General features: G+C 58.6%; 19 protein-coding genes. 13 read left to right on the top strand and 6 right to left on the bottom strand.

Annotated elements, in window-relative coordinates:
• Nucleotides 1-11 precede the first annotated feature (11 nt).
• Both MGMAQ_RS21495 and MGMAQ_RS18615 read left to right on the top strand, forming a co-directional pair.
• Nucleotides 12-182 (top strand): DUF1127 domain-containing protein, encoded by a 171-nt coding sequence (locus tag MGMAQ_RS21495; RefSeq protein WP_082085541.1) that lies wholly within the window; start codon nucleotides 12-14, stop codon nucleotides 180-182.
• Nucleotides 170-1,051 carry a methylated-DNA--[protein]-cysteine S-methyltransferase gene (locus MGMAQ_RS18615; RefSeq protein WP_046022733.1) on the top strand — a complete coding sequence of 294 codons (882 nt, stop codon included), beginning with the start codon at nucleotides 170-172 and terminating at the stop codon, nucleotides 1,049-1,051. Before MGMAQ_RS21495 ends, MGMAQ_RS18615 begins: the two co-directional genes overlap by 13 nt.
• On the opposite strand, the gene dapB is transcribed toward MGMAQ_RS18615, so the two are convergent.
• The 4 genes from dapB to dnaK form a co-directional block, all read right to left on the bottom strand.
• Nucleotides 1,048-1,848 (bottom strand): 4-hydroxy-tetrahydrodipicolinate reductase, encoded by an 801-nt coding sequence (gene dapB, locus MGMAQ_RS18610; protein WP_046022732.1) that lies wholly within the window; start codon nucleotides 1,846-1,848, stop codon nucleotides 1,048-1,050. The genes MGMAQ_RS18615 and dapB overlap by 4 nt on opposite strands.
• 92 nt (nucleotides 1,849-1,940) lie before the next feature.
• A complete protein-coding gene (locus MGMAQ_RS18605) occupies nucleotides 1,941-3,056 on the bottom strand; it encodes a DUF6765 family protein (RefSeq protein WP_046022731.1) in 1,116 nt (371 codons plus the stop codon).
• Nucleotides 3,057-3,132: 76 nt separating this feature from the next.
• Nucleotides 3,133-4,287, bottom strand: coding sequence for a molecular chaperone DnaJ (gene dnaJ, locus MGMAQ_RS18600; RefSeq protein ID WP_046022730.1), 1,155 nt, complete (start codon nucleotides 4,285-4,287; stop codon nucleotides 3,133-3,135).
• 60 nt (nucleotides 4,288-4,347) lie between these two features.
• Nucleotides 4,348-6,279 carry a molecular chaperone DnaK gene (dnaK, locus tag MGMAQ_RS18595; RefSeq protein ID WP_046022729.1) on the bottom strand — a complete coding sequence of 644 codons (1,932 nt, stop codon included), beginning with the start codon at nucleotides 6,277-6,279 and terminating at the stop codon, nucleotides 4,348-4,350.
• A gap of 681 nt (nucleotides 6,280-6,960) precedes the next feature.
• Between dnaK and MGMAQ_RS21245 the strand changes: the two genes are divergently transcribed.
• The 5 genes from MGMAQ_RS21245 to MGMAQ_RS20850 all read left to right on the top strand — a co-directional run bounded on the left by MGMAQ_RS21245 (nucleotide 6,961) and on the right by MGMAQ_RS20850 (nucleotide 12,489).
• A complete protein-coding gene (locus MGMAQ_RS21245; RefSeq protein ID WP_052716546.1) occupies nucleotides 6,961-8,898 on the top strand; it encodes a colicin E3/pyocin S6 family cytotoxin in 1,938 nt (645 codons plus the stop codon).
• Entirely contained in the window at nucleotides 8,849-9,757 is a 909-nt protein-coding gene (locus tag MGMAQ_RS20860) for a hypothetical protein (RefSeq protein WP_148561025.1), read from the top strand. The genes MGMAQ_RS21245 and MGMAQ_RS20860 overlap by 50 nt, the downstream gene beginning before the upstream one ends.
• A gap of 185 nt (nucleotides 9,758-9,942) precedes the next feature.
• Complete coding sequence (locus tag MGMAQ_RS19995; RefSeq protein ID WP_052716545.1) at nucleotides 9,943-11,319, top strand: M23 family metallopeptidase; 1,377 nt, start codon at nucleotides 9,943-9,945, stop codon at nucleotides 11,317-11,319.
• Nucleotides 11,316-11,930, top strand: a complete 615-nt coding sequence (locus tag MGMAQ_RS20855) for a hypothetical protein (protein WP_148561024.1) — start codon at nucleotides 11,316-11,318, stop codon at nucleotides 11,928-11,930. Before MGMAQ_RS19995 ends, MGMAQ_RS20855 begins: the two co-directional genes overlap by 4 nt.
• A gap of 22 nt (nucleotides 11,931-11,952) precedes the next feature.
• Nucleotides 11,953-12,489 carry a hypothetical protein gene (locus MGMAQ_RS20850; RefSeq protein WP_148561023.1) on the top strand — a complete coding sequence of 179 codons (537 nt, stop codon included), beginning with the start codon at nucleotides 11,953-11,955 and terminating at the stop codon, nucleotides 12,487-12,489.
• Here MGMAQ_RS20850 and MGMAQ_RS20540 read toward each other — a convergent pair.
• Nucleotides 12,420-13,180, bottom strand: a protein-coding gene (locus MGMAQ_RS20540) for an IS5 family transposase (RefSeq protein ID WP_148561022.1) whose coding sequence is annotated in 2 segments (ribosomal slippage) — nucleotides 12,420-12,857 and nucleotides 12,860-13,180 — 759 coding nt in all. Because the reading frame shifts where the segments join, the coding sequence is not laid out codon by codon here. The two genes, MGMAQ_RS20850 and MGMAQ_RS20540, sit on opposite strands and share 70 nt — an antisense overlap.
• Nucleotides 13,181-13,554: 374 nt before the next feature.
• Between MGMAQ_RS20540 and MGMAQ_RS18540 the strand changes: the two genes are divergently transcribed.
• The 6 genes from MGMAQ_RS18540 to MGMAQ_RS18520 all read left to right on the top strand — a co-directional run bounded on the left by MGMAQ_RS18540 (nucleotide 13,555) and on the right by MGMAQ_RS18520 (nucleotide 18,618).
• On the top strand, nucleotides 13,555-15,045 hold the full coding sequence (locus MGMAQ_RS18540) for a hypothetical protein (RefSeq protein ID WP_046022721.1): 1,491 nt from the start codon (nucleotides 13,555-13,557) through the stop codon (nucleotides 15,043-15,045).
• A complete protein-coding gene (locus MGMAQ_RS18535) occupies nucleotides 15,035-15,940 on the top strand; it encodes a hypothetical protein (protein ID WP_046022720.1) in 906 nt (301 codons plus the stop codon). Before MGMAQ_RS18540 ends, MGMAQ_RS18535 begins: the two co-directional genes overlap by 11 nt.
• Nucleotides 15,941-16,295: 355 nt before the next feature.
• Nucleotides 16,296-17,450, top strand: coding sequence for a hypothetical protein (locus MGMAQ_RS18530; protein WP_046022719.1), 1,155 nt, complete (start codon nucleotides 16,296-16,298; stop codon nucleotides 17,448-17,450).
• Between the two features lie 14 nt (nucleotides 17,451-17,464).
• Entirely contained in the window at nucleotides 17,465-17,620 is a 156-nt protein-coding gene (locus tag MGMAQ_RS21155; protein WP_158498898.1) for a hypothetical protein, read from the top strand.
• A 22-nt stretch (nucleotides 17,621-17,642) separates the two neighbouring features.
• Complete coding sequence (locus tag MGMAQ_RS18525) at nucleotides 17,643-18,134, top strand: hypothetical protein (RefSeq protein WP_046022718.1); 492 nt, start codon at nucleotides 17,643-17,645, stop codon at nucleotides 18,132-18,134.
• A gap of 82 nt (nucleotides 18,135-18,216) precedes the next feature.
• Nucleotides 18,217-18,618 carry a hypothetical protein gene (locus MGMAQ_RS18520; RefSeq protein WP_046022717.1) on the top strand — a complete coding sequence of 134 codons (402 nt, stop codon included), beginning with the start codon at nucleotides 18,217-18,219 and terminating at the stop codon, nucleotides 18,616-18,618.
• A 237-nt stretch (nucleotides 18,619-18,855) separates the two neighbouring features.
• On the opposite strand, the gene MGMAQ_RS18515 is transcribed toward MGMAQ_RS18520, so the two are convergent.
• Nucleotides 18,856-19,887 (bottom strand): IS110 family transposase, encoded by a 1,032-nt coding sequence (locus MGMAQ_RS18515; protein WP_046020119.1) that lies wholly within the window; start codon nucleotides 19,885-19,887, stop codon nucleotides 18,856-18,858.
• Nucleotides 19,888-20,341: the final 454 nt, after the last annotated feature.

The raw sequence follows: 20,341 nt of genomic DNA, 5'->3' as shown, positions 1-20,341 counted from the left end.
GGAGGCCGCGCATGGCTGTGATTCCGTGGATATTCCAAATGGTGGCGCGATATGACCAATGGCGGCATCGCCGACAATCGCTGCGACAACTACAAGAAATGGACAGTCGCAGTCTGAAGGACATGGGCATCACCCGTCAGACCATCGAGCGCGAAGCCGCAAAGTCGTTTTGGCGGAGCTGATCGTGGATTACAGCGAACCGAGCCGGGACTACGAACGCATCGCCACCGCCATCCGCCATATCGAGACCCATTGGCGCGACCAGCCGGATCTGGAGGAGCTCGCCCGGGTGGTGCATCTCAGTCCCTATCATTTCCAGCGCTTGTTCACCTGCTGGGCCGGAGTCAGCCCGAAACGCTTCATGGGTTATCTGACCCTGGATCACGCCCGGGCCATGTTGGAAGAAAGCGCCTCGGTGCTGGATGTGGCGCTGGAAACCGGCCTGTCGGGTCCGGGACGCCTGCATGATCTGTTCGTTTCCTATGATGCGGTGACCCCGGGCGATGTCAAACGACGCGGCGCGGGCATGGAGATCTGCTATGGCTTCCATGAAAGCCCCTTTGGCCAGGTGCTGCTCGGCGTCACCGATCGCGGTATCTGCCGACTGTCTTTCTGTGATGACGAGAAGGATGATGAAAAGGTGGCGGATCTGACCCGTCGCTGGCCGGCGGCCCGGTTGATCGAGGATCCCACGGTTACCGCCCCTTTCCGCGACCGGGTGTTCGGCGACGGCGACATGGAGGATCCGCTGCCTTTGCATGTCACCGGGACCAATTTTCAGATCAAGGTCTGGGAGGCGATCTTACAGCTCCCCCTGGGTCGGGTGGCGACCTATGCCCAAATCAGCCAGGGCATTGGCCATCCGAAAGCCGCGCGGGCCGTGGGCAGCGCGCTGAATGCCAATCCGGTGGCTTTTCTCATTCCCTGCCACGCGGTGATCCCCAAGCTACGCCGCAACGTCGCTTTCGCGCCCTATGCCTATGGCACCACCCGGCGCGCGGCGATGTTGGGATGGGAGGCCGGACGGGCCGAGACGCGCGAAAGGCTTTAGTCCAAGTTCAGGACATCTTGCATACTGTACAGACCGGCCGCCTTTCCCCCGGTCCACAGGGCCGCATGAACGGCACCCCGGGCGAAAACGGCCCTTGAGCGGGCCTGGTGGGTCAGCATGACGCTTTCCATCTCGCCGGCGAACATAGCGGTGTGATCGCCCACCACATCGCCGCCCCGCAGGGTGGCAAAGCCGATGTCGCCCTTCTTGCGGGCGCCCGTATGGCCGTCGCGTACCTTCTGCGCCACGGTATCGAGATCCACGCCGCGTCCCTTCGCCGCCGCCAGGCCCAGACCGAGGGCGGTGCCCGAGGGGGCATCCACCTTGTGACGGTGGTGCATCTCGACGATTTCGATATCGTAGTCTTCGTTCAAGGTTGCCGCGACCTTTTCGGTCAGCGCCATCAACAAGTTAACCCCGAGGCTGAAGTTGGGCGCCTGGACCACGGGCGCTTGAGCCGCCGCCGCCTCGATCAGGCCCTGTTGCGCCGAGTCGAGGCCGGTGGTGCCGATGATCAGCGCCGTATGGAGGTCGGCGGCGATGCGGGCATGCTCGGCGGTAGCCGCCGGAATGGTGAAGTCGATCACCACGTCGACCCGCTCGAATAACTCCCGGGGATTGTCGGTGACCAGCTGACCCGAGGGCATCAGCCCGGCCAGTTCGCAGCAGTCCTTGCCGATCATCGGGCTGGACGCCGTCTCCGAGCCGCCGCCGAACTCGGCGCCCTCGGTGGAAAGCACCGTCTGCACCAGCATCCGCCCCATGCGCCCCGCGCAGCCGACAATTCCGATTTTCATTCCACTCTCCTGGGACTCATGCACCAATCATGGGGAAAGTCATACGGAACCCAGGGCCACTTGACCAGACGTTCTTGAGCAAAGGTGAGTTGTCAGATGACAACAATACCATGGCTCGGAAGAAGATCGCGTAGGACGAACGTCCGATGCAGACGGGCAGCTTGGTAGAACCGATAGATGTTGGCCTCTGAAACCGATGCACTGCTGTTTGCCGCCTTCAGATCCTCAATTTGCCCAATCCAATTCATGGGTCTGTAGCGTGCGACATGATCTTGAATTGGGGCAAACAGCGAACCATCACTGAGCGCCTGGCGCCACTGTACGATCCGCTGTTCCGTGTCTCCTTCGAAGGATAGGATCTCGCGAATCTTTGGCTCCATCCCCGCGAACTCAGCACGGGCTGCCCTATCTTGAAAAGATGGATCACAACCATCGGCAAAGCTTCTGAAGCGCCCATGGAGCTCCCGGCACGCTTCCATAAAGTCCTCGAGATTATCACGTGTCTGAGTATTTCCAGATTGCTCGGCTTTGTACGTCCATTCAATATAGGGGATATCCGGGTAGACCATGACCCCGCCATGGCCCAACGCTCCCGTCGCATCCTCGATCAGATCGTTGATTCCCGCGCGGATATTTCGAAACTTCAAGAGCTTGCCGAATCTTGCTTTCCATCCCGATTTTTCTGTCGGTTCCATGGGATCGGTGCCCCTAAGAACACGAATACTGTCGCCATCGACTTCGTTGCGTCGCGAACTGACACCTGAGAAACCATAGTGGGCAAATGTATCAGCGTAGACATGGGCCATGATGCCCATGAGTTCCAAGGCATAATCAGATTTTGCATGGGCTAGATGATGCGCTACCATTTGTTGGGCAATCTTGCTGTTTTTGGTACAAACCAATCGCTCGGTCCAATCTATTCCAGCTCCACCTGGCAAAAAATGGAATGGCACCCAGATCAGTCGTTGATCCTCGTCGTCATGGTCCAGCTTGCTTTCGAAATAGTCCAATACCGCCTGGACACTATGATGCGCGGTCACTTCGCTGACGATATGTGCGCCATCACTAAGTTGGGTGTGGTTGGCTTCGTGGGCAGCGGAATCATCGACGAACTGCGATGCATAGGCGATTGTTCGCGCCGCTTCTTGGGTCAAACCTGCGGTGCGGGCCATGGCATAAGTGCCATAGAAATGCATATCGATTTTCATGATTGGCAACCTTTCCTATCAATCCCTCAGAAAGATTAGAGGAATGATTGCCAAAATACAACTTATATGAGCGTTCCTACTCCGTCAGGTCATCCCATAATTCCTTGACCTTCTTGAAAAAGCCAGTGGATTCCGGGTTGTTGCCGTCGCCGCCTCGGGTTTCGGCTTCCTGTTCGAACTCGTCGAGCAGTTCCTTTTGGCGTTTCGACAGGTTGACCGGGGTCTCGACCACCGCCTGGACGAACATGTCGCCCCGGGCCGTGGAGCGCAGCACGGTCATGCCCTTGCCCTTGAGCCGGAACTGATGGCCGGACTGGGTGCCATCGGGAATGGAAATCCGGGCCCGTCCGCCGTCCACCGTCGGCACTTCGAGGCTGCCGCCGCGCGCCGCCGTGGTCATGGGGATGGGCACGCGGCAGAAGATATTGGCGCCCTCGCGTTGGAAGATGCGGTGCGGTTTGAGGCTGAGGAAAATATAGAGATCCCCCGGCGGGCCGCCGCGCATGCCTGCCTCGCCCTCGCCGGACAGGCGGATACGGGTGCCTTCCTCAACGCCCGCCGGAATATTCACCGACAGGGTCTTTTCCCTTTCCACCCGTCCGGTGCCGCCGCAGGTGTGGCAGGGATCCTTGATCACCCGCCCGGCGCCATGACAGCTGGGGCAGGTGCGTTCGACGGTGAAAAAGCCCGATTGGGCCCGCACCCGGCCGGTACCCTGGCAAGTGGTGCAGGTGACCGGCGGCTTGCCACCTTCGGCACCGGAGCCATCACAGGACTCGCAGGGCACCGCCGTGGGCACCCGGATGGTGCTTTTGGCGCCCTTGTAGGCCTCTTCCAGGCTGATTTCCATGTTGTAGCGCAGGTCGGCGCCATGGTTCTGGGCCCCGCCGCCGCGCTGGGCGCCACCGAAATTGCCGAACATTTCCTCGAAAATATCGGCGAACCCGCCGAAACCCTGGGCGCCGCCGGGGTGGAAGCCGCCGCCGCCACCGCCCGGTCCGCCCTGTTCGAAGGCGGCGTGGCCGAACCGGTCATAGGCCGCGCGCTTTTGTTCGTCCTTCAGCACGTCATAGGCCTCGTTGACGTCCTTGAAATTCTGCTCGGCGGCCTTATCGCCCGGATTGCGGTCCGGGTGATACTGCATGGCCATCTTGCGATAGGCCTTTTTGAGCTCGGACTCGTTGGCCTCGCGATCCACGCCCAGCAGTTCGTAATAATCTTTTTTGGACATGACGATCCCTCTTAAAACCGGAAACGCCGGGCCGAAGCCCGGCGCTCAAGCCTGTTCAGATTAATTCTTCTTGTCGGGATCCACTTCCTCGAAGTCGGCGTCGACCACGGTAGAGTCATCGGACCCGGCATTTTCGCCCGAGGCCGGGGCATCGCCGCCCGCCGCTTCGGCGGCCGCCTGTTCTTCCTGCTGGGCCTTGTACATGGCTTCGCCCAGCTTCATGGACGATTGGGTCAAGGCCTCGGTCTTGGCCTTGATGTCGTCCAGGTCTTCGGATTCCATGACCCCGCGCAGCGCTTCCAGATCGCCTTCGATGGCGGTCTTGGTCTCGGCATCCACTTTGTCGCCGTAGTCGGCCAGGCTCTTTTCTGTGGCATGGACCATGGCGTCGGCCTGATTGCGGGCTTCAACCAGTTCCTTGCGCTTCTTGTCGGCGTCGGCATTGGCCTCGGCGTCGCGCACCATCTGGTCGATGTCGCCATCGGACAGGCCGCCGGAGGCTTGAATACGGATCTGTTGTTCCTTGCCGGTGGCTTTGTCCTTGGCGGTCACATGGACGATGCCGTTGGCGTCGATGTCAAAGGTCACCTCGATCTGCGGAATTCCGCGCGGCGCCGAGGGCAGACCCACCAGATCGAATTGGCCGAGGATCTTGTTGTCGGCGGCCATTTCGCGCTCACCCTGGAACACCCGGATGGTCACCGCCGTCTGGTTATCCTCGGCGGTGGAGAACACCTGGCTCTTGCGGGTCGGGATGGTGGTGTTGCGGTCGATCAGGCGGGTGAACACGCCGCCCAGGGTCTCGATGCCCAAGGAAAGCGGGGTCACGTCGAGCAGCAGCACGTCCTTGACGTCGCCCTTCAGCACGCCGCCCTGAATGGCGGCGCCCAGGGCCACCACCTCGTCGGGATTGACCCCCTTGTGGGGCTCACGACCGAAGAATTCCTTCACCTTCTCCTGCACCTTGGGCATGCGGATCATGCCGCCGACCAGGATCACCTCGTCGATCTCGCCGGCGGTGACGTCGGCGTCCTTGAGGGCCTTGCGGCAGGGCTCGATGGTGCGCTCGATCAGGTCTTCCACCAGGGCTTCCAGCTTGGCGCGGGAAAGCTTGATGTTGAGGTGCTTGGGGCCCGAGGCATCGGCGGTGATGAACGGTAGGTTGACTTCCGTCTGTACCGAAGAGGACAGCTCGATCTTGGCCTTTTCGGCGGCTTCCTTGAGCCGTTGCAGGGCCAGCTTGTCCGAGCGCAGGTCGATGCCCTGCTCCTTGTTAAATTCATCGGCCAGATAGTCGATGATGCGGGCGTCGAAATCTTCACCGCCCAGGAAGGTGTCGCCGTTGGTGGATTTCACCTCGAACACCCCGTCGCCGATTTCCAACACCGAGACGTCGAAGGTGCCGCCGCCCAGATCGTAGACCACGATGGTGCCGCCGTCCTTCTTGTCCAGGCCGTAGGCCAGGGCCGCGGCGGTGGGTTCGTTGATGATGCGCAGCACTTCCAAACCGGCGATCTTACCGGCATCCTTGGTGGCCTGACGCTGGGAATCGTTGAAGTAGGCGGGCACGGTGATCACCGCCTGGGTGACCGTCTCACCCAGATGGGCTTCGGCGGTTTCCTTCATTTTCTGCAGGATAAAGGCGGAAATCTGCGACGGGCTGTAATTCTTGCCGTCGGCGGCAACCCAGGCATCGCCGTTATCGCCCTTGACGATGCTATAGGGGACCAGCTCCTGATCCTTCTTGGTCAGGGGGTCGTCGAACCGGCGGCCGATCAAACGCTTGATGGCGAACAGGGTGTTTTCCGGGTTGGTGACCGCCTGGCGCTTGGCCGGCTGGCCGACCAGACGCTCATCGCCCTCAGCCATGGCGACCATGGAAGGGGTGGTGCGGGCGCCCTCGGCGTTTTCGATCACCTTGGCATCCTTGCCATCCATCAAAGCGATACAGGAATTGGTGGTTCCCAAGTCGATTCCGATTACCTTGCTCATCGTCTTTAGTCCTCTTCATTGCGGCGGGCGTTTCCGGGCCCATTGGCGCCCGATGTCGCCCCCTGTGTCATCTCTTCATCACGAAACGGTGAAACCTGGCGGTTATATAGGCCGGAGGAGCGGGCGGCGCAACCGCCAGTCCTGCTCAAGGGTAATTTCCTGGTCGGCGCGTTGCCGTTAATAGGGGTAAAACCCTCGATAATCAATATATGGCGGTAATAAGCCTCATAAAGATTATTTTTTCCTTCTTATACGATGAATGTTCTTGACATAATCTTTTCATGCCCGGTATAGAGGAGGAATATCTGTTATCTCGTGGGAAATACCCCCAGGAGATGGCATCAAATCCAACCTCAAACCCAAAGGAGTTCCCCATTGGAAGCCTCGATAGCGCAATGCCAGATTCCGCCACCAAGGGCGCCAAGGGCGCCAAGGGGGTTTCTTCGTCGGACAATTCCCTGTTTTCCTTCGGCGAAAGCCAGCCCAGCGCCCCGGCACCTCTTCCAGCCCCGCCCTTGCCCGCGCCGTCCCCGGACTTCGGCACGACGCCCGATTTCGGCGGCGGCCTGTCATCTTATGGCTCGGACACCTCCCTGAGGGGTGGGTCGCTGTTCGATGAGGTCCCAACCCTTCATCCTGAGCCCGTCGAAGGAGCCCCCGCGCCCTTGCCAGCGCCGACCCTTGCCGATCCCCTTGGCCAAGTCCGATGCGACCCCGACCCTCGGCGCCGATCCCACCGACCGCCAGACCCGGGCCTTCAACAAGCGCCAGGAGGCGGCCAACCTCAAGGCGGCCCGGGCCGATTCCGATGCCGCCTGGAAGTTCCATCAGGATAAGAAAGCCGCCGAGCAAAAAGCCGCCAGCCAGCGGATCCAGGCCCGCCGCCAGGCCCAGGCCGCCGAACGCCAACAAGAGGCCCAGGCCCGGCAGGTCCGCTGGACCCAGCCCAATCTTCGTCCTTCCCTGGCCAACCAGCCCAAGGGACCCAAGCCGGTGGGCTCGGAAGAGGACTACAAGCGCGATTTCCAACGCCACCCGGTGACCGCCCAGGCCGAGGCCGACCGGATCGTCGACACCATCCCGGTGGAAGATTGGTCCAGCACCCAGGCCCTGATGGCCCAGACCTCGCCGGGCTATTTCCAGAGCGGGCACCCGGCCAACAACAAGGTCCGCCCGAAAGTGGACCGATGGTACAAAAACACCTACCCGGGCAAGATCGATCTCTCCTCCGGCCAATCGGCACGGGGCGGCGGCGGTATGCAGGCCGATGACCGGCGCCAGGTGGATGCCCATATCAATGCAGGTTCCGGCACCCGGGCCAAGGCGGTAGCGGCCTATGATCCGGATGTTCTGCTGCCCTCGGCGGGCGACTCCACCCGCGCGCCCGATCTCACCAAACGCCTGGAAACCCTTGGTCGCGACAGAGACTGGACCCCCGGCGAGATCGAGGACTTCAAGGACCAGTTCGACGCCCTTGACGGAAGGGAACAGGAGTCCTACCTCCGAATGCTGGAGGGGGATGCCGGTCCGGTGCAGGAGGGCAATAACGACCCTCAGACCAGGGAAGACCGCTCCCACATGGACCCGTTCACCCCCCGGAAGAAGCCCCATCGCCAGGGTGACGACCCGGCCCGGTTGGCGATGTTGGTTCAATCCCCGGAGACGGGAAACCGCGCCCAATCATCCCTTCCTCCCGGCTATTCCATGGATGAGCAGGGCAGAATTTATGATCCCCAAGGACGCCGGGTGCCCAACCCCCATAAGGATCCGAATATTCACAACGCCGGGGGCGTCGTCCCCGTGCCGGGGCCATTGCCTTTGCCGGTCCCACCCGAGATGGTTCCCGGACACAAGGAGCGGACCGAGCAACTCAATACCCTCGGTCAGTGGGCCAATGAGAAACTCCAGCAAGCTTTCCCCAAAGGCTTGCGCTACAAGGCCATTCCCATCGTTCCGCCTAGCAAGAACGGCAGCGCTGCACCACGGACCGATATGGCCGCGCCGCAAAAGCCCATGCCGCCATCCCCGGCCCCGGCGCCCGAGCCGCCTCTTGCCGAGGGCTATCCCGCCGATCCGCCCGGACGAGACGACGGCATGATCGTCGATGAGATTCCGGAGGCCATGGACAGCCAGACGCCCGGGCGACCGATCCATGAGACGCAGCCGGAAGACACCTATGTCACCATGAACAGGCCGGAGGACACCGGATTTTTCAATGGGCAGAAGGGTCGGCAGCGTCAGGAAGCGCTCAATAACTACCTGAACAGCGACCGGGCCAAGCAGGATCGGAAGCGCTTGCAGGAGGTTCAGACGGACCAAGCCAGCGGTCATGTACCACCGTTCGGCAAAGCCTGGGAGATGATGGACCGCCATCCAAAAACAACCATCAGATCGCGCCCTGCCCGCACCAATGGGTTGACGGGAAAGAAGAAGCGCTACTACGTTTGGGACAGTCAGCACGGAGAGATTGAAGTGCATGACGCCAGGGGCAGGCACCTCGGCGCGGTTGATCCGATTACCTTGAAGCCCAAACCGGACAAACTTCGGGATAAGAGAAAGGACCTCAGGCATGGCGAGATTGCAAAAGCCGATCGTCCTGATCAACCAACCTATGGGTGATACGCTAGCGGCGGCGGTGGAAGACCCCACCGTCGCCATCGGACACCGTCAAAGTAATATCCTTTTCCAGATTTTCCAGACTGGATGGGATTGGAAAGTAGAAGAACTCGTTGAATTCCTCCCCAAACCAAGGCAGGAAGGCTTGTCGGGCTGGGGTATCGCATTCTGTCCCTGGACCGGCAATTACCTTCCAGGTGATCTCACCGATATGCTGAGCAATATTCTTCAACGGAGGTTCGGCGTCATCCCACTCGAGCACAGTGTTCCCCTGGAGGACATTCCCATCGAATACCGCACGGACAAATGGTGGCGGGACCGAAGATTGCGACCAAAGCCAGAGGCACTGAAACCGGATTGGAAAAAACCAAAACGCGTTCGCCACTGCCGGATCCTGTCCGGGGACAAATGGGGTGGCCAGCAAATATATGGGTTCAGGAACAAGGGGCTGAACGTCATTTTAACCGATTGCATCAATACTGATCGGGTTCGGAATTCCGGCCTACGCCGCTTCGAAGGGCGTCCACCGCACATGTGCAAGGTCATGTTTGATTTCATGGAATATCCCAACGCCATGCTTGCTTACCTCCCCTGGGTACGTGAATACGGAATCCGCAAGTTCGAGGCGGGCAAACCGGTGGGCGAACAGGACCCAGCTTCCATCGTACCCATTCATTATTGCCCTTGGTGCGGTACCCGTTTGCCCACCTCCCTGCGCCCCAAGTGGGAGACTGAACTGGCCAGTCGCGGTCTTTCCCCGAACAGCCCGGACATTCCCGAAGACCTGATGTCTGAACTTTGGTGGCGCGGCCCGGACCCGATCATACTCCCCAAAACCGGTGAAATTGTTTGCGGGCCCTAAGGTCCAGCAGCGCCATGGGTGATTACGGTAATGGCATGGACGCCCCCTTCGGCTTCGTGATGAGCCATACTGGGTTACGGTGTACTGGGTTACGGTGTACTGGGTTACGGTGACGCTGGGGTTACGGTGACGCTGCATTAATTAGGGGTTACGGTGACGCTGCATTAATTAACCCCGTCTCGTGCATGCCCGAGGATACCTGGGATGGCATGGCCCCGCCCAAGCCGGGGGAGATCCGGGCCATCCGCGCCAAGTCGGTGGCCGAGCGCACCCATGCGGATCAGCGCCGCCTCCATTGGGCCGAGGATTACTGGACCAACGAGGATATCCAGACCGAAACCACCGCGTTCTACAAGCTCAACAGCGAAGTCGGCGCGCCCACGGGCCATGCCACGGGCCATGCCCCCTTCGGCGCCGACAGCGCCCGTACGGAAGACGCCAAGATCAACCGCCAGCGCGCCGACCATGCCATCAAGAGCCTCGGGCCCGACGCCGATCCGGACCATGTGCGCCTGGTCGAGGCGCACTATGGGGTGGGGGAACCGGCCCAGGCGATTTCCATGGACGAGCAGGGCAATTGGTATGATGCCCAGGGGAATATCTTTGATCAGGACCGCCGATATGAGAAGACCATTGACAGTACTCAAGATGCTCAGCATCACCAGGAGTGGGGTAGTGTCTCAGAGTGGGACAATCGAAATGACTCCAAACATAGCCAGCCTGTTCTTCGCGAGTTCGAAATCGCAAAGAATCCTGGTCACTGGGATGGAAAACCAAACGGGCGGGTCGAGAATTTCCAAGGTCTCGAAAACCGTCGTCCCGACATGGTCGTAAGCCACCAAGGGCACTTTTTCGAGTCACGCGCTTACGGTTCTCAGCGCCTACAAGCATTGGATTCTCATAACTCATTGCAGCAAGCGCCTCATACCCAGGATCAAGGAGGTTTCCAACTTGCCAACGCAACTGGTTCTCAAGCTGGCATTAAAGGTAATTTCATGCAGCCTACCGCTTCACAAGTTGCTCAGGCCGGAAATCAGCAATCCCCATCTCAAGCTTCAAACCGGAAACCACCTCAGCTTGCCTCTCCGGTTCCAGGAGGCGCCATTCGCTCTCCAGACGCCATGGGGGATGGACGCTACGGTGCAAGCCGGGATGGTGGAAAGCGCAATCACCAAGGCGTGGACATCGTAGCCAATCCCGGTCAGGATGTAACAAGTACCGTTGATGGAACAGTGACTAAGCTTGGATATCCATACGCGAATGACAAAAGCTACCGTTACGTCGAAATTCAGACCAAAGATGGCTACGTGGTTCGGCATTTTTACGTCAACCCTGGAAATCTGAAGCCCGGTCAAGCAGTGGTCGCGGGCAAAACAAAGATTGGTACCGTACAAGATCTGTCGAAAAGGTATCCAAAAGGCATGACAAACCATATCCACGTAGAAATCCGGGATCGGAATAAAGTTGCTTACCCGAACAAATCCGGTTCGCGAAAATTCCAGGATCTGGACCCGACGTCATTGCTTCAGGCGCCGGGACCGCAAGGTGGGGGAACGCCATGACCTGGCTCCGATTGACGGTTATGGCATTTGTCGCGTGGTTTTGGTCAGGGATCATTTCATCGTCAGCATCGGCTTTGGAGATAACCGTCTACGATCCGCCATTGATCCAGGTGGAAACGCAGGACCCTCGGATCAGTAATTGTGTCGGGAAACCGATAACGCCTCTCTGTGCACTTGATACATGGCGGGTCTGCTTGGGACGACAACGCCCTGATATTTGCAAAGCAATTGGGCTCAAGGACATGGTTTTCCGAGACCCCCCCAATATGGAAACTCAGTTCGACAAAGGTTTTGTACGGGAGAATGTTATCCTGAAGCAGATGCGGATTACCTCCGAAGATCTTAACAAGGTTTCAACACCGGCATGGGCGAAATTTGGGGACGTCGGCTTTGAGTGGGAATCCCGCTCATGTTCCGAAGGAGGTGTTCCGTTCAGGGATTGTCGGCCAAAATTGCCGAATTATCTGGAGACTGTCTATTTCCGCAAGGTCGATCAGTTTTGGCAAGTGGTGGCTTGGACAAACGATGTGGGCTGGGAATTTTCCTGCGAACCGGAAGTTGAACCTTATGGGCGGGAATGCCGCTTGTACGTCGATGACGTCCCATACTGACTGCATTTGGGCGGAAAACTCCTTGTATAAAACCAAATGGGTACTGATGCTTTTCTTGGGAGTGATGGCCGCCTTGGTTATCAGCTCCCAAATTTCCGCCCTTGAAATCAAGGTTTATGACCCACCACTCACCCGCACAGATGAATCCCAAATAAATGGATCAACTGTTACGCCAGATTCCCCGTTGTCCGCGTTTGACACATGGCGAGTGTGCCTGAGCCAAAGAAAACCGGCGATCTGTGCGAAAATCGGCCTTCACGAAATGGTCTTTCGCGCCACGCCTTCTGGGAAGGAAAAGAAGCTTGAAAACTACTCTGAGAAAACGATTGTCCTCAAAAAAATTGTCGTCATGCCCGAGGACCTCGGTCGCCCAACCATTCCGACCTGGGCTCGATCCGGTGATGTCAGAATTGAATGGAAATTTGAATCTTGCTTAGATTCGGGTAAGAAACTTGAGAGCTGTCAAGGTCGAGTAGCTAGGCTCAGGACTCATAACCAGAAGATGACGGTTGCGGCGATGCAGATTGCGCTCATGAAGGTATGGGCGCAACGGTCGTAGCGGGTGGCGATACGCCGCCAGTCCTTGAGCCGACCGAACATGCGCTCGATCAAGTTTCGCTGCTTGTAGAGGGCTTTATCGTAAAGGATTTCCTCTTTGCGGTTCGAGCGACCTGGAATGCAGGGCTCGATGCCGAGATCAAGCAGGGCCTGGCGGAAACGGTCGCTGTCGTATCCCCTGTCGGCGATCAGGTCGTCGGCATCAGGGAATGCAGGGAGCATGGTGTCGGCGCCGCGATAGTCGCTGACTTGTCCTTCGGTCAGCAGCAGGATCAGGGGCTTTCCATCGGCATCGCAGGCGGCATGCAGTTTCGAATTCAGGCCGCCCTTGGTGCGCCCGATACGGCGGGGAACAGCCCCTTTTTGAGCAGGCTCGCCGCCGTCCTGTGGGCCTTGAGATGGGTGGCGTCGATCATCACCGTATGGGTGGCCGTGCTTTCGGCGGCCAGGGTGGCGAAGATCCGGTCGAACACTCCGGCCTCGCTCCAACGGACGAAGCGGTTGTACAGGGTCTTGTGCGGTCCATAGGCGACGGGCGCGTCACGCCACATCAAGCCCTGGCGAAGAACATGGATGATGCCGCTGATCACCCGCCGGTCATCGACGCGCGGGACGCCTCTTGTTTTGTTCGGCAGCAACGGTTGAAGGCGTTCGAATTGTTTGTCGGACAACCAGAAATGATGGCTCTGCATCGGCTTTCCCCTCCCTAAAATTCCAGGGAAGGGAATCATGTCCACCGACTATTGGGAATCCCTTTTATGGGTCCTGAGCCTAGCTACTGGGAGGTTGTTTTTTTTCGCAAAAAAGATTCCCATTGGCACATCATTGCTTGGACAAATGATGTTGGCTGGGATCCTTGCGACCTCGAAAGTGAACCGTATGGACGGGAGTGCCGTCTATATGTTGATGAAGTCCCCTACTGAAACCCAAGCAATCTAAGGGTTACGGTAATACGGGTTACGGCGACGCTGCATTAATTAACCCCGGGTTTCGGTGACCCCCGGGTTACGGTGACGCTGTATTAATTAACCCCGTCTCGTGCATACCCGAGGATACCTGGGACGGCATGGCCCCGCTCAAGCCGGAGGAAATCCAAGCCATCCGCGACAAGCCGGTGGCCGAGCGCACCCATGCGGATCAGCGCCGCCTCCATTGGGCCGAGGATTACTGGACCAACGAGGAGATCCAGACCGAAACCACCGCGTTCTACAAGCTCAACAGCGAAGTCGGCGCGCCCACGGGTCATGCCACGGGCTATGCTCCCTTCGGCGCCGATGGCGCCCGTTCGGAAGACACCCGGATCAACCGCCAGCGCGCCAATGATGTGATCAAGCGCCTCGGGCCCGACGCCGATCCGGACCATGTGCGCCTGGTCGAGGCGCACTATGGGGTGGGGGAACCGGCCCAGGCGATTTCCATGGACGAGCAGGGCAATTGGTATGATGCCCAGGGGAATCTGATTGATCAGAATACCGGGAACGATTCCATGCATAATGCAAGAACGCTGGAGTATGTTCCCGGCCGAGACAATGCGCCGCCCATAGACCTTCTCTATCGCCCCGGCGAAGATTCCGGCACCGGCATGCCGATGGACACGAACGGCGGGAAGGGCGATAGCGGAGACACCTCGACGACTTCGCCGCCAAATACCCATAAACCGGCCATGAACGAATATGGACGGTGGACCTATCCAGACGGCAGCCCTGCGCCCGATCCGGATCATAATCCGCTCATCAAAAAGGCTCAGTATGTCCCCACGGCAGACGGTGTTGCAGCGGGAAATGCGGCTTCATCCAATGGCGTCATCACCGTCACGCCCGGCAAAGGCACCGGTGCCGGAGACGCCTTGGCCAAGGGCGCCGAGAAAGTTGCTCCCAAAGTCCTGGGTCGGGCAGGCGGCGCCATTGGTGGCGCCGTCATTCCGGACAACGAAGGGCGGCAGACGCACGACGTACAGGTTGGGGGCCAGGATCTGAGCTTCGACCATGGCCCCGGCGATCTGTACAACCCAGTCTATGGAAAAGATCCGGCGACCGGTGAAAGGGTCGATACCGGGATGGTCGCGGTTCCCAACGGCCGTGACGCCGATGGCAATCCTCGGTTCGACCTGATGCCCCAATCCAATCTCGGCAAGTACCTCGACGGCAAGATGGCCCGCACGGATATGGCCGACCCCATGCCGCCGGCACCGGGCCTTGAGCCGACCCCCATGCCCGAAGGCCATGGGATCGAAACCTATCCGGCCCGCCAGCCTGAGAAAGACGATGGCACCAACGTGTATCCCGATCAATCCGAGCAGTCAGGGCCTACGGCTCACGTGAATCCGGACCAGTCTGATGAGCTTGAGCAGATGATGATTGTCGAGATGGGTCGCAAAGATGACTTGAAACAAATGGATGCGAGGGCAAAGGCTCTGGGGATGGAACGAAAACTATTCGGAAAGCGGCTACATGCCATTAAAGGTAGCATGAAAGGTGATGTCGAGGTAAAGGACAACGGAGATGTCATCGACGATGAAACCGGTGAATATATTGGAAACGTGTTTGATGAGTACTGATCGACTACCGGAATCCATCGAGGTGTTCCCCTTTATAGATCACCCTTCGCAAGACGGGTGCTTCGTGACCTATTGGGGATGCGAAATTTCCACGCCCAAGCTCTCGGTCGATGAACTATCCAGGATTTTCGGGCACGATGACTGCGGGGTACAGTTTATTGGCGCCTATGGTCGACTCCGCAAACTATCATGTCGGTGGTATGCGGGACGAGACCATGAAGCGCATTTCCAAGTGCTTGTAGAACGATTGCCCCCTTCGGCTACACTGTACCAGTTAAAAACCAAATATGATCTAAAGCTCGAATTTTATAGATTTTGGCTCCATTCTGACGGAGTCCCCGTTCCGCATCCGTCAAAGGAAATTCTATCCACGATCCAGGGTCTGGGAGGCGAGTACGAAGACGTTCCCGCCATCAATCAAGGCGATTTTTCAGCCGAAATATCTCGGGTCTCTTTCATTGTTCGAGGCAGGACCATGAATTTTTCCGCTATCTCTGAAATGATTGGCGAACCTACCAAGATTCTCAAACCAACCGACATCATTCGCCGAAAAGGAAAGAGAAATCGGCGAGATGGGCCGCCACCATCCTCCGTACTAAGCCTAACTAGAGACCGTGCCGTTTGGATGATCGAGTCCGGTACACTTACAACGTCAACCGATTGGGATGTAACTCTGGATGCATTGTTTCAGCATATGAAACCGCCACCCCCGGATTGGGTGGAATACCTCGAAACGAACAATCTCCAGGCAGAGTTCTCAGCCCTTTGGATCGGCAAGGAAGGGGCGACGGAGCCCCTTTTGAGTGCCGAACAATTTGATCGTATATGCTCGTATCGGGCGGAATGGGACATGACCCCCACTTACCATGACGGACATGATCTTGGATGGTATTGAAGTCGCATGATAGCAATTACGCAATTACGAATTACGCAGAACTACGGCGACAGTCCATTAAATACTGCCACCTCCCGTTCGAGATGACGGCGGATTGGGACCATGGCAATCATCATGGCCCCATACAAGACGTCTCATTCTGTGTTTATGGCCCACACCCGGACGAAGTTTCGTCTTTTTGGGGTTTGCCGACGCGTGCACTGGTCAAAGGCACGACATCCGTATCGAAGGTCACGGGCAAAACACGCGTCCAACGGGTGAACGCATGGCTGTTGGGTTACGGTGTGGTTACGGTGACGCTGAGGGTTACGGTGACGGTTACGGTGACGCTGTATTAATTAACCCCGTCTCGTGCATGCCCGAGGATACCTGGGATGGCATGACCCCGCCCAAGCCGGAGGAAATCCAGGCCATCCGCGACAAGTCGGTGGCCGAGCGCACCCATGCGGATCAGCGCCGCCTCCATTGGGCCGAGGACTACTGGACCAACGAGGATATCCAGACCGAAACCACCGCGTTTTACAAGCTCAACAGCGAAGTCGGCGCGCCCACGGGCCATGCCACGGGCCATGCTCCCTTCGGCGCCGACAGCGCCCGTTCGGAAGACGCCCGGATCAACCGCCAGCGCGCCGATGATGTGATCAAGCGCCTCGGGCCCGATGCCGATCCGGACCATGTGCGCATGGTCGAGGCGCACTATGGGCTGCGGGAACCGGCCCAAGGGGTCTCCATGGATGAGCAGGGCAATCGGTATGATGCCCAGGGGCGACGCATCGCCAATCCCAACCAGACCCCGAATCTGCACAAGGCCAGCGACAGACGAACCAATGTTAGCCAGCCGACCTCCCGCGATGGGGAACCCACCGGCGGCATGATCGGGGATGATGGGGCCCTTGGCGGATCGGGGGAACCGGCTACCTACCAAGACCGCTTCCCCATGCAATCGAATTCATCCGCCGTGCAAAGAGATCTACATGCCTACCTGGCACGGATGGACGAAAGAGGCCTTCAAGATCAACAACACACTCACAAAAAACAACGGGTCCCGATTGCCACGGAGCACAAGGCCTGGCTCCTCGAACATGGGGGCAGAGCGGTGGGTATGGAACAGTCGGCGCGCGCCCTCAAGCACTACAATGAAGGTAGCGGCCAGGATCTGCAAATGCCGACTGAGTGGTTGCGGAGCAACAAGGAAATCACCGAAGCGGAAGACACAAATCATACGGCTATTGGATCCGAACTGATTTCCGATCCCGCTGTGAATCAGCAGCTTTCCAGTTTGAAGGATGGCCAGTCGGTCACCATTCCCATCGGCAAAACCCTTGACGAAATCGATGCCGATGGCATCAGTGATCTCCATTTCGCCAGCGGAAAAAGCAACCTGCAAACGACAGGTGAAGTGACCGTCACACGCCAGGGAAACCCAGTTGCATGTCACCGGCCCAGCAGGATTATCACTGGTTTGACGACTATGACTGGCATAAGAATACGCGTTTCTTTGGTGGGTTAGTGACCGGAGAGCAGATGCAGCAGCTTAAGACCCTGGGATCGGCCAAGGACTTCAAGATGGTCGGCGATTGGACCGGCACGGTGAGTGGCACCATTCCCCTAAACCCTGGAGGGGGACTGGGCAAGCCCAGCCTGACGTGGACACCTGGGCAGTCCTCTCCGGGACCTTAAGCGTCAGTCGGCAAGGAAAGGAATGAAGAGCATGGTTCGGAAACTTTTTGGTCTCATGCGTAAGGCGGGTCACCCGGTGCTCTGGACGGCGCTGTTCATCGCCCTGATCGGCAATCTCTATTACCGGGACCGCCTGTACTGGGAAACTCCTTCGATTCCTTTCCAGCCGTTTTGCAATCCAGACAATGACTGGGAAGACCATCGACCGGTCAGGGGAGATATCGAGATTACTGACGAGTTCTTGGTAGAAGTTGCTCATGAATTGGCAGTTTGGGGCGTTACGTTGAAAACGAATCTGTCTCGTAGAATTTGGGGTGGGCCTGAGAATTCCAGTTTGCCACCCATTCTTATTGCACCGAAAGATCAAGGGCGGCAAACAATAGCATCGGCTACCGAAAAAGCCCTGTTCGCCCTGAGAGGAAAGCCGCCTGGACTGACGAGATGGAAAGATGGTGTGCTTACAGGCCGATCCGCCCATTGCGAAGACATTGAGGGCGTTTACAAGAAATTCTAGGTCATCCTGGTTATGTGGTTACGGTGACACTCCACTAATTATCTCCACTGCACCTCCTTCGCGGTCACTTCAGCCACCAGGCATGGCCTTCGACCCCCAGGCCTACCAATCCTTTCCCGAGGTCGAGCGGGTGGCCAACCAGGCCTATTGGGAGCATCGCGCGGGTGGTGGGGAGACCGCCAGCCCCAACAGCAACGAAGCGGCGCGGGCGGAAGATCCCCGGCACCTACGACAATCCCTGGAGGCGGTGCGGCAGGCCCGCGAGACCCATGCCGATCCGGAGAAGATCGCCTGGGAAAAGGACTTCAAGCAGCGGGTGATGGATCACCACGGCCTGTCGGAGACCCAGGCCGAGGCGGCGGCGATCATGGTCTCGGTAACCCCCGTCGGGATCGGTCTCGGCGGCCCCATGCGGGCCGATGGCCGACGCCAGCTGGGCGCCAACATCGACGGGCTGCAAGCTCTTAACAGGCTGCTTCTGTAATCGAGTCATTTGAGTCAAGCTGATTTCCAAGCCGTCGGTTTGAACCTGGGTTATGTGGCGCCCTTTGCTTCTGTCCGCGGTCGACGTCGTCGCCGCATGATGGGGATCAAGGGGGATCGGGTGCAGCAATCTGAAAAGCGTGGTCTTACGCCACTGCAGCCTGCGCGCTGTCATCCGAGCCCCGCGCGTCGCCACGCGTCCTGGCCGCCCTTCAGGCGGTCTCGGTTTTCGTTGTGTTTAGATGGCGGTCTCCTCCTTGCGGTACTGGAAGTCCGTGCCGTCGATCCACATGCGATGCATGATTACGGCGAGACGCCGGGCAACGGCTACCTTGGCGCGTTTCATCCCGCGCCTTTTGGCGACCGCGAGCCCCCAGTGTTTGAGCCAGGACCAACGGCGGGTTCGAGTGAGAAGTGCATTGGCGGCCTCGAACAAAAGCCAACGAACCATGGCATCTCCGCACTTGCTGATGGGGCCGCTTCGGTCCTGCTCTCCCGAGGCGTATCTGCGTGGGACAAGCCCGAAGTGGGCGCCGACCATGACCGACTTTTGAAACCGTTCCGGCACGTCGAGTCCTGTCCTGAAAGCGAGGGCGGTAACCGGGCCGACGCCGGGAACGGTCATCAGGCGCCGGCAAACGCTATCATCGCGCGCAGCGGCATGAACCTGCCGGTCGAGCTTGTCGAGTTGTTCGAGCAAGGCTTGGCGCGCAAGCAAGAGCGGCTCGGCGGCTGCGCTGAGGTGCGGGTTATCAGCCGTCAATTCCCGAACCCGCGCCGCGAAAAGGCGTCCGCGCGCCATACCGACCTTGAGGCCGAAAGCTTTCAATGTTCCTCGTACCGTATTGGACAACTGACGGACCTGATGAACCAGGGTCTCCCGATGGGTCAGCACCATCCGGAGCTCCTGACTGCGCGCGGTCTTGACGTGGGTCGCGCGGTACAAACCGGTCCGCATCGCCTGGCTGATCAAGCGGGCGTCGCGACGGTCCGTCTTGACTGGGCTGGCGCTGGCAAAGGCCTTCATTTGCCGGGTCTCGATACAAATCACAGGGAGGCCCCGACTGGACAGTCCTGCGTACAGCCAAGGCGCCAGAGGGCCAGCTTCCAACCCAATTCGCGCAAAGCCACGCCCGCTTTCCTCGAGCCAAGTGGCGACCGCCTCGGGTGTGCTTGACACCTTGCCTTCGCGAATGACGGTTCCCTTTGCATCAATCTCACAGATCGAAATGCTTGCCATCGATACGTCCATTCCAACAAAATACTCCATGGCTGGTCTCCTCTGTTCCATGTCCAGGAATTGACCCGGATCCTTGATCAAGACCGAGTGTGGAGACCAGCTGACTGTCTAGCGCGTGTCGGGTCCAATCGGACCCGCTAGACACGCGCGACCTTATTGGAATCGATCACGTTTTTCATGTTTGATCGAATCCGATCAAACACGACGTGATCTAGGCAATCCCTGACTGCTCGATTACCGCCATCTGAAAAAATCCGATTTCGAGCCTGTGGCGAGACATGCTTCGACAAGCTCAGCATGAGGGCCTTTGAATAGCCTCACCCAGAGCTTCCTCATCCCGAGCTTGTCGAGGGACGAAGGGCGAGGCGGGCCGTCGGACAACACTTTTTCAGCAGCCTGTTAGAGGCGAATTTAAAAGTATCCTCTAGATATCAAGGCAGTAGATTTTTGATCTGGCCAGGAAAGGCCGACGATACGGGGCGGC

Source organism: Magnetospira sp. QH-2 (genome assembly GCF_000968135.1).
Taxonomy (GTDB): Bacteria; Pseudomonadota; Alphaproteobacteria; order Rhodospirillales; family Magnetospiraceae; genus Magnetospira.
Note: the sequence above shows the minus strand (reverse complement) of the source record. Positions and strands in the feature narration are given on the sequence as shown.

Excerpts from the sequence above, each read along its gene's own strand:
- MGMAQ_RS18540 (WP_046022721.1), top strand. The coding sequence starts at position 13,555 with ATGGCCCCGCTCAAGCCGGAGGAAATCCAAGCCATCCGCGACAAGCCG.
- MGMAQ_RS21155 (WP_158498898.1), top strand. The coding sequence starts at position 17,465 with ATGCAGCAGCTTAAGACCCTGGGATCGGCCAAGGACTTCAAGATGGTC.
- MGMAQ_RS19995 (WP_052716545.1), top strand. The coding sequence starts at position 9,943 with ATGCCCGAGGATACCTGGGATGGCATGGCCCCGCCCAAGCCGGGGGAG.
- MGMAQ_RS18535 (WP_046022720.1), top strand. The coding sequence starts at position 15,035 with ATGAGTACTGATCGACTACCGGAATCCATCGAGGTGTTCCCCTTTATA.
- MGMAQ_RS18605 (WP_046022731.1), bottom strand. The coding sequence starts at position 3,056 with ATGAAAATCGATATGCATTTCTATGGCACTTATGCCATGGCCCGCACC.
- MGMAQ_RS18515 (WP_046020119.1), bottom strand. The coding sequence starts at position 19,887 with ATGGAGTATTTTGTTGGAATGGACGTATCGATGGCAAGCATTTCGATC.
- MGMAQ_RS18530 (WP_046022719.1), top strand. The coding sequence starts at position 16,296 with ATGCCCGAGGATACCTGGGATGGCATGACCCCGCCCAAGCCGGAGGAA.
- MGMAQ_RS20860 (WP_148561025.1), top strand. The coding sequence starts at position 8,849 with ATGGCGAGATTGCAAAAGCCGATCGTCCTGATCAACCAACCTATGGGT.
- dnaJ (WP_046022730.1), bottom strand. The coding sequence starts at position 4,287 with ATGTCCAAAAAAGATTATTACGAACTGCTGGGCGTGGATCGCGAGGCC.
- MGMAQ_RS18520 (WP_046022717.1), top strand. The coding sequence starts at position 18,217 with ATGGCCTTCGACCCCCAGGCCTACCAATCCTTTCCCGAGGTCGAGCGG.
- dapB (WP_046022732.1), bottom strand. The coding sequence starts at position 1,848 with ATGAAAATCGGAATTGTCGGCTGCGCGGGGCGCATGGGGCGGATGCTG.
- MGMAQ_RS20855 (WP_148561024.1), top strand. The coding sequence starts at position 11,316 with ATGACCTGGCTCCGATTGACGGTTATGGCATTTGTCGCGTGGTTTTGG.
- MGMAQ_RS18525 (WP_046022718.1), top strand. The coding sequence starts at position 17,643 with ATGAAGAGCATGGTTCGGAAACTTTTTGGTCTCATGCGTAAGGCGGGT.
- dnaK (WP_046022729.1), bottom strand. The coding sequence starts at position 6,279 with ATGAGCAAGGTAATCGGAATCGACTTGGGAACCACCAATTCCTGTATC.
- MGMAQ_RS21495 (WP_082085541.1), top strand. The coding sequence starts at position 12 with ATGGCTGTGATTCCGTGGATATTCCAAATGGTGGCGCGATATGACCAA.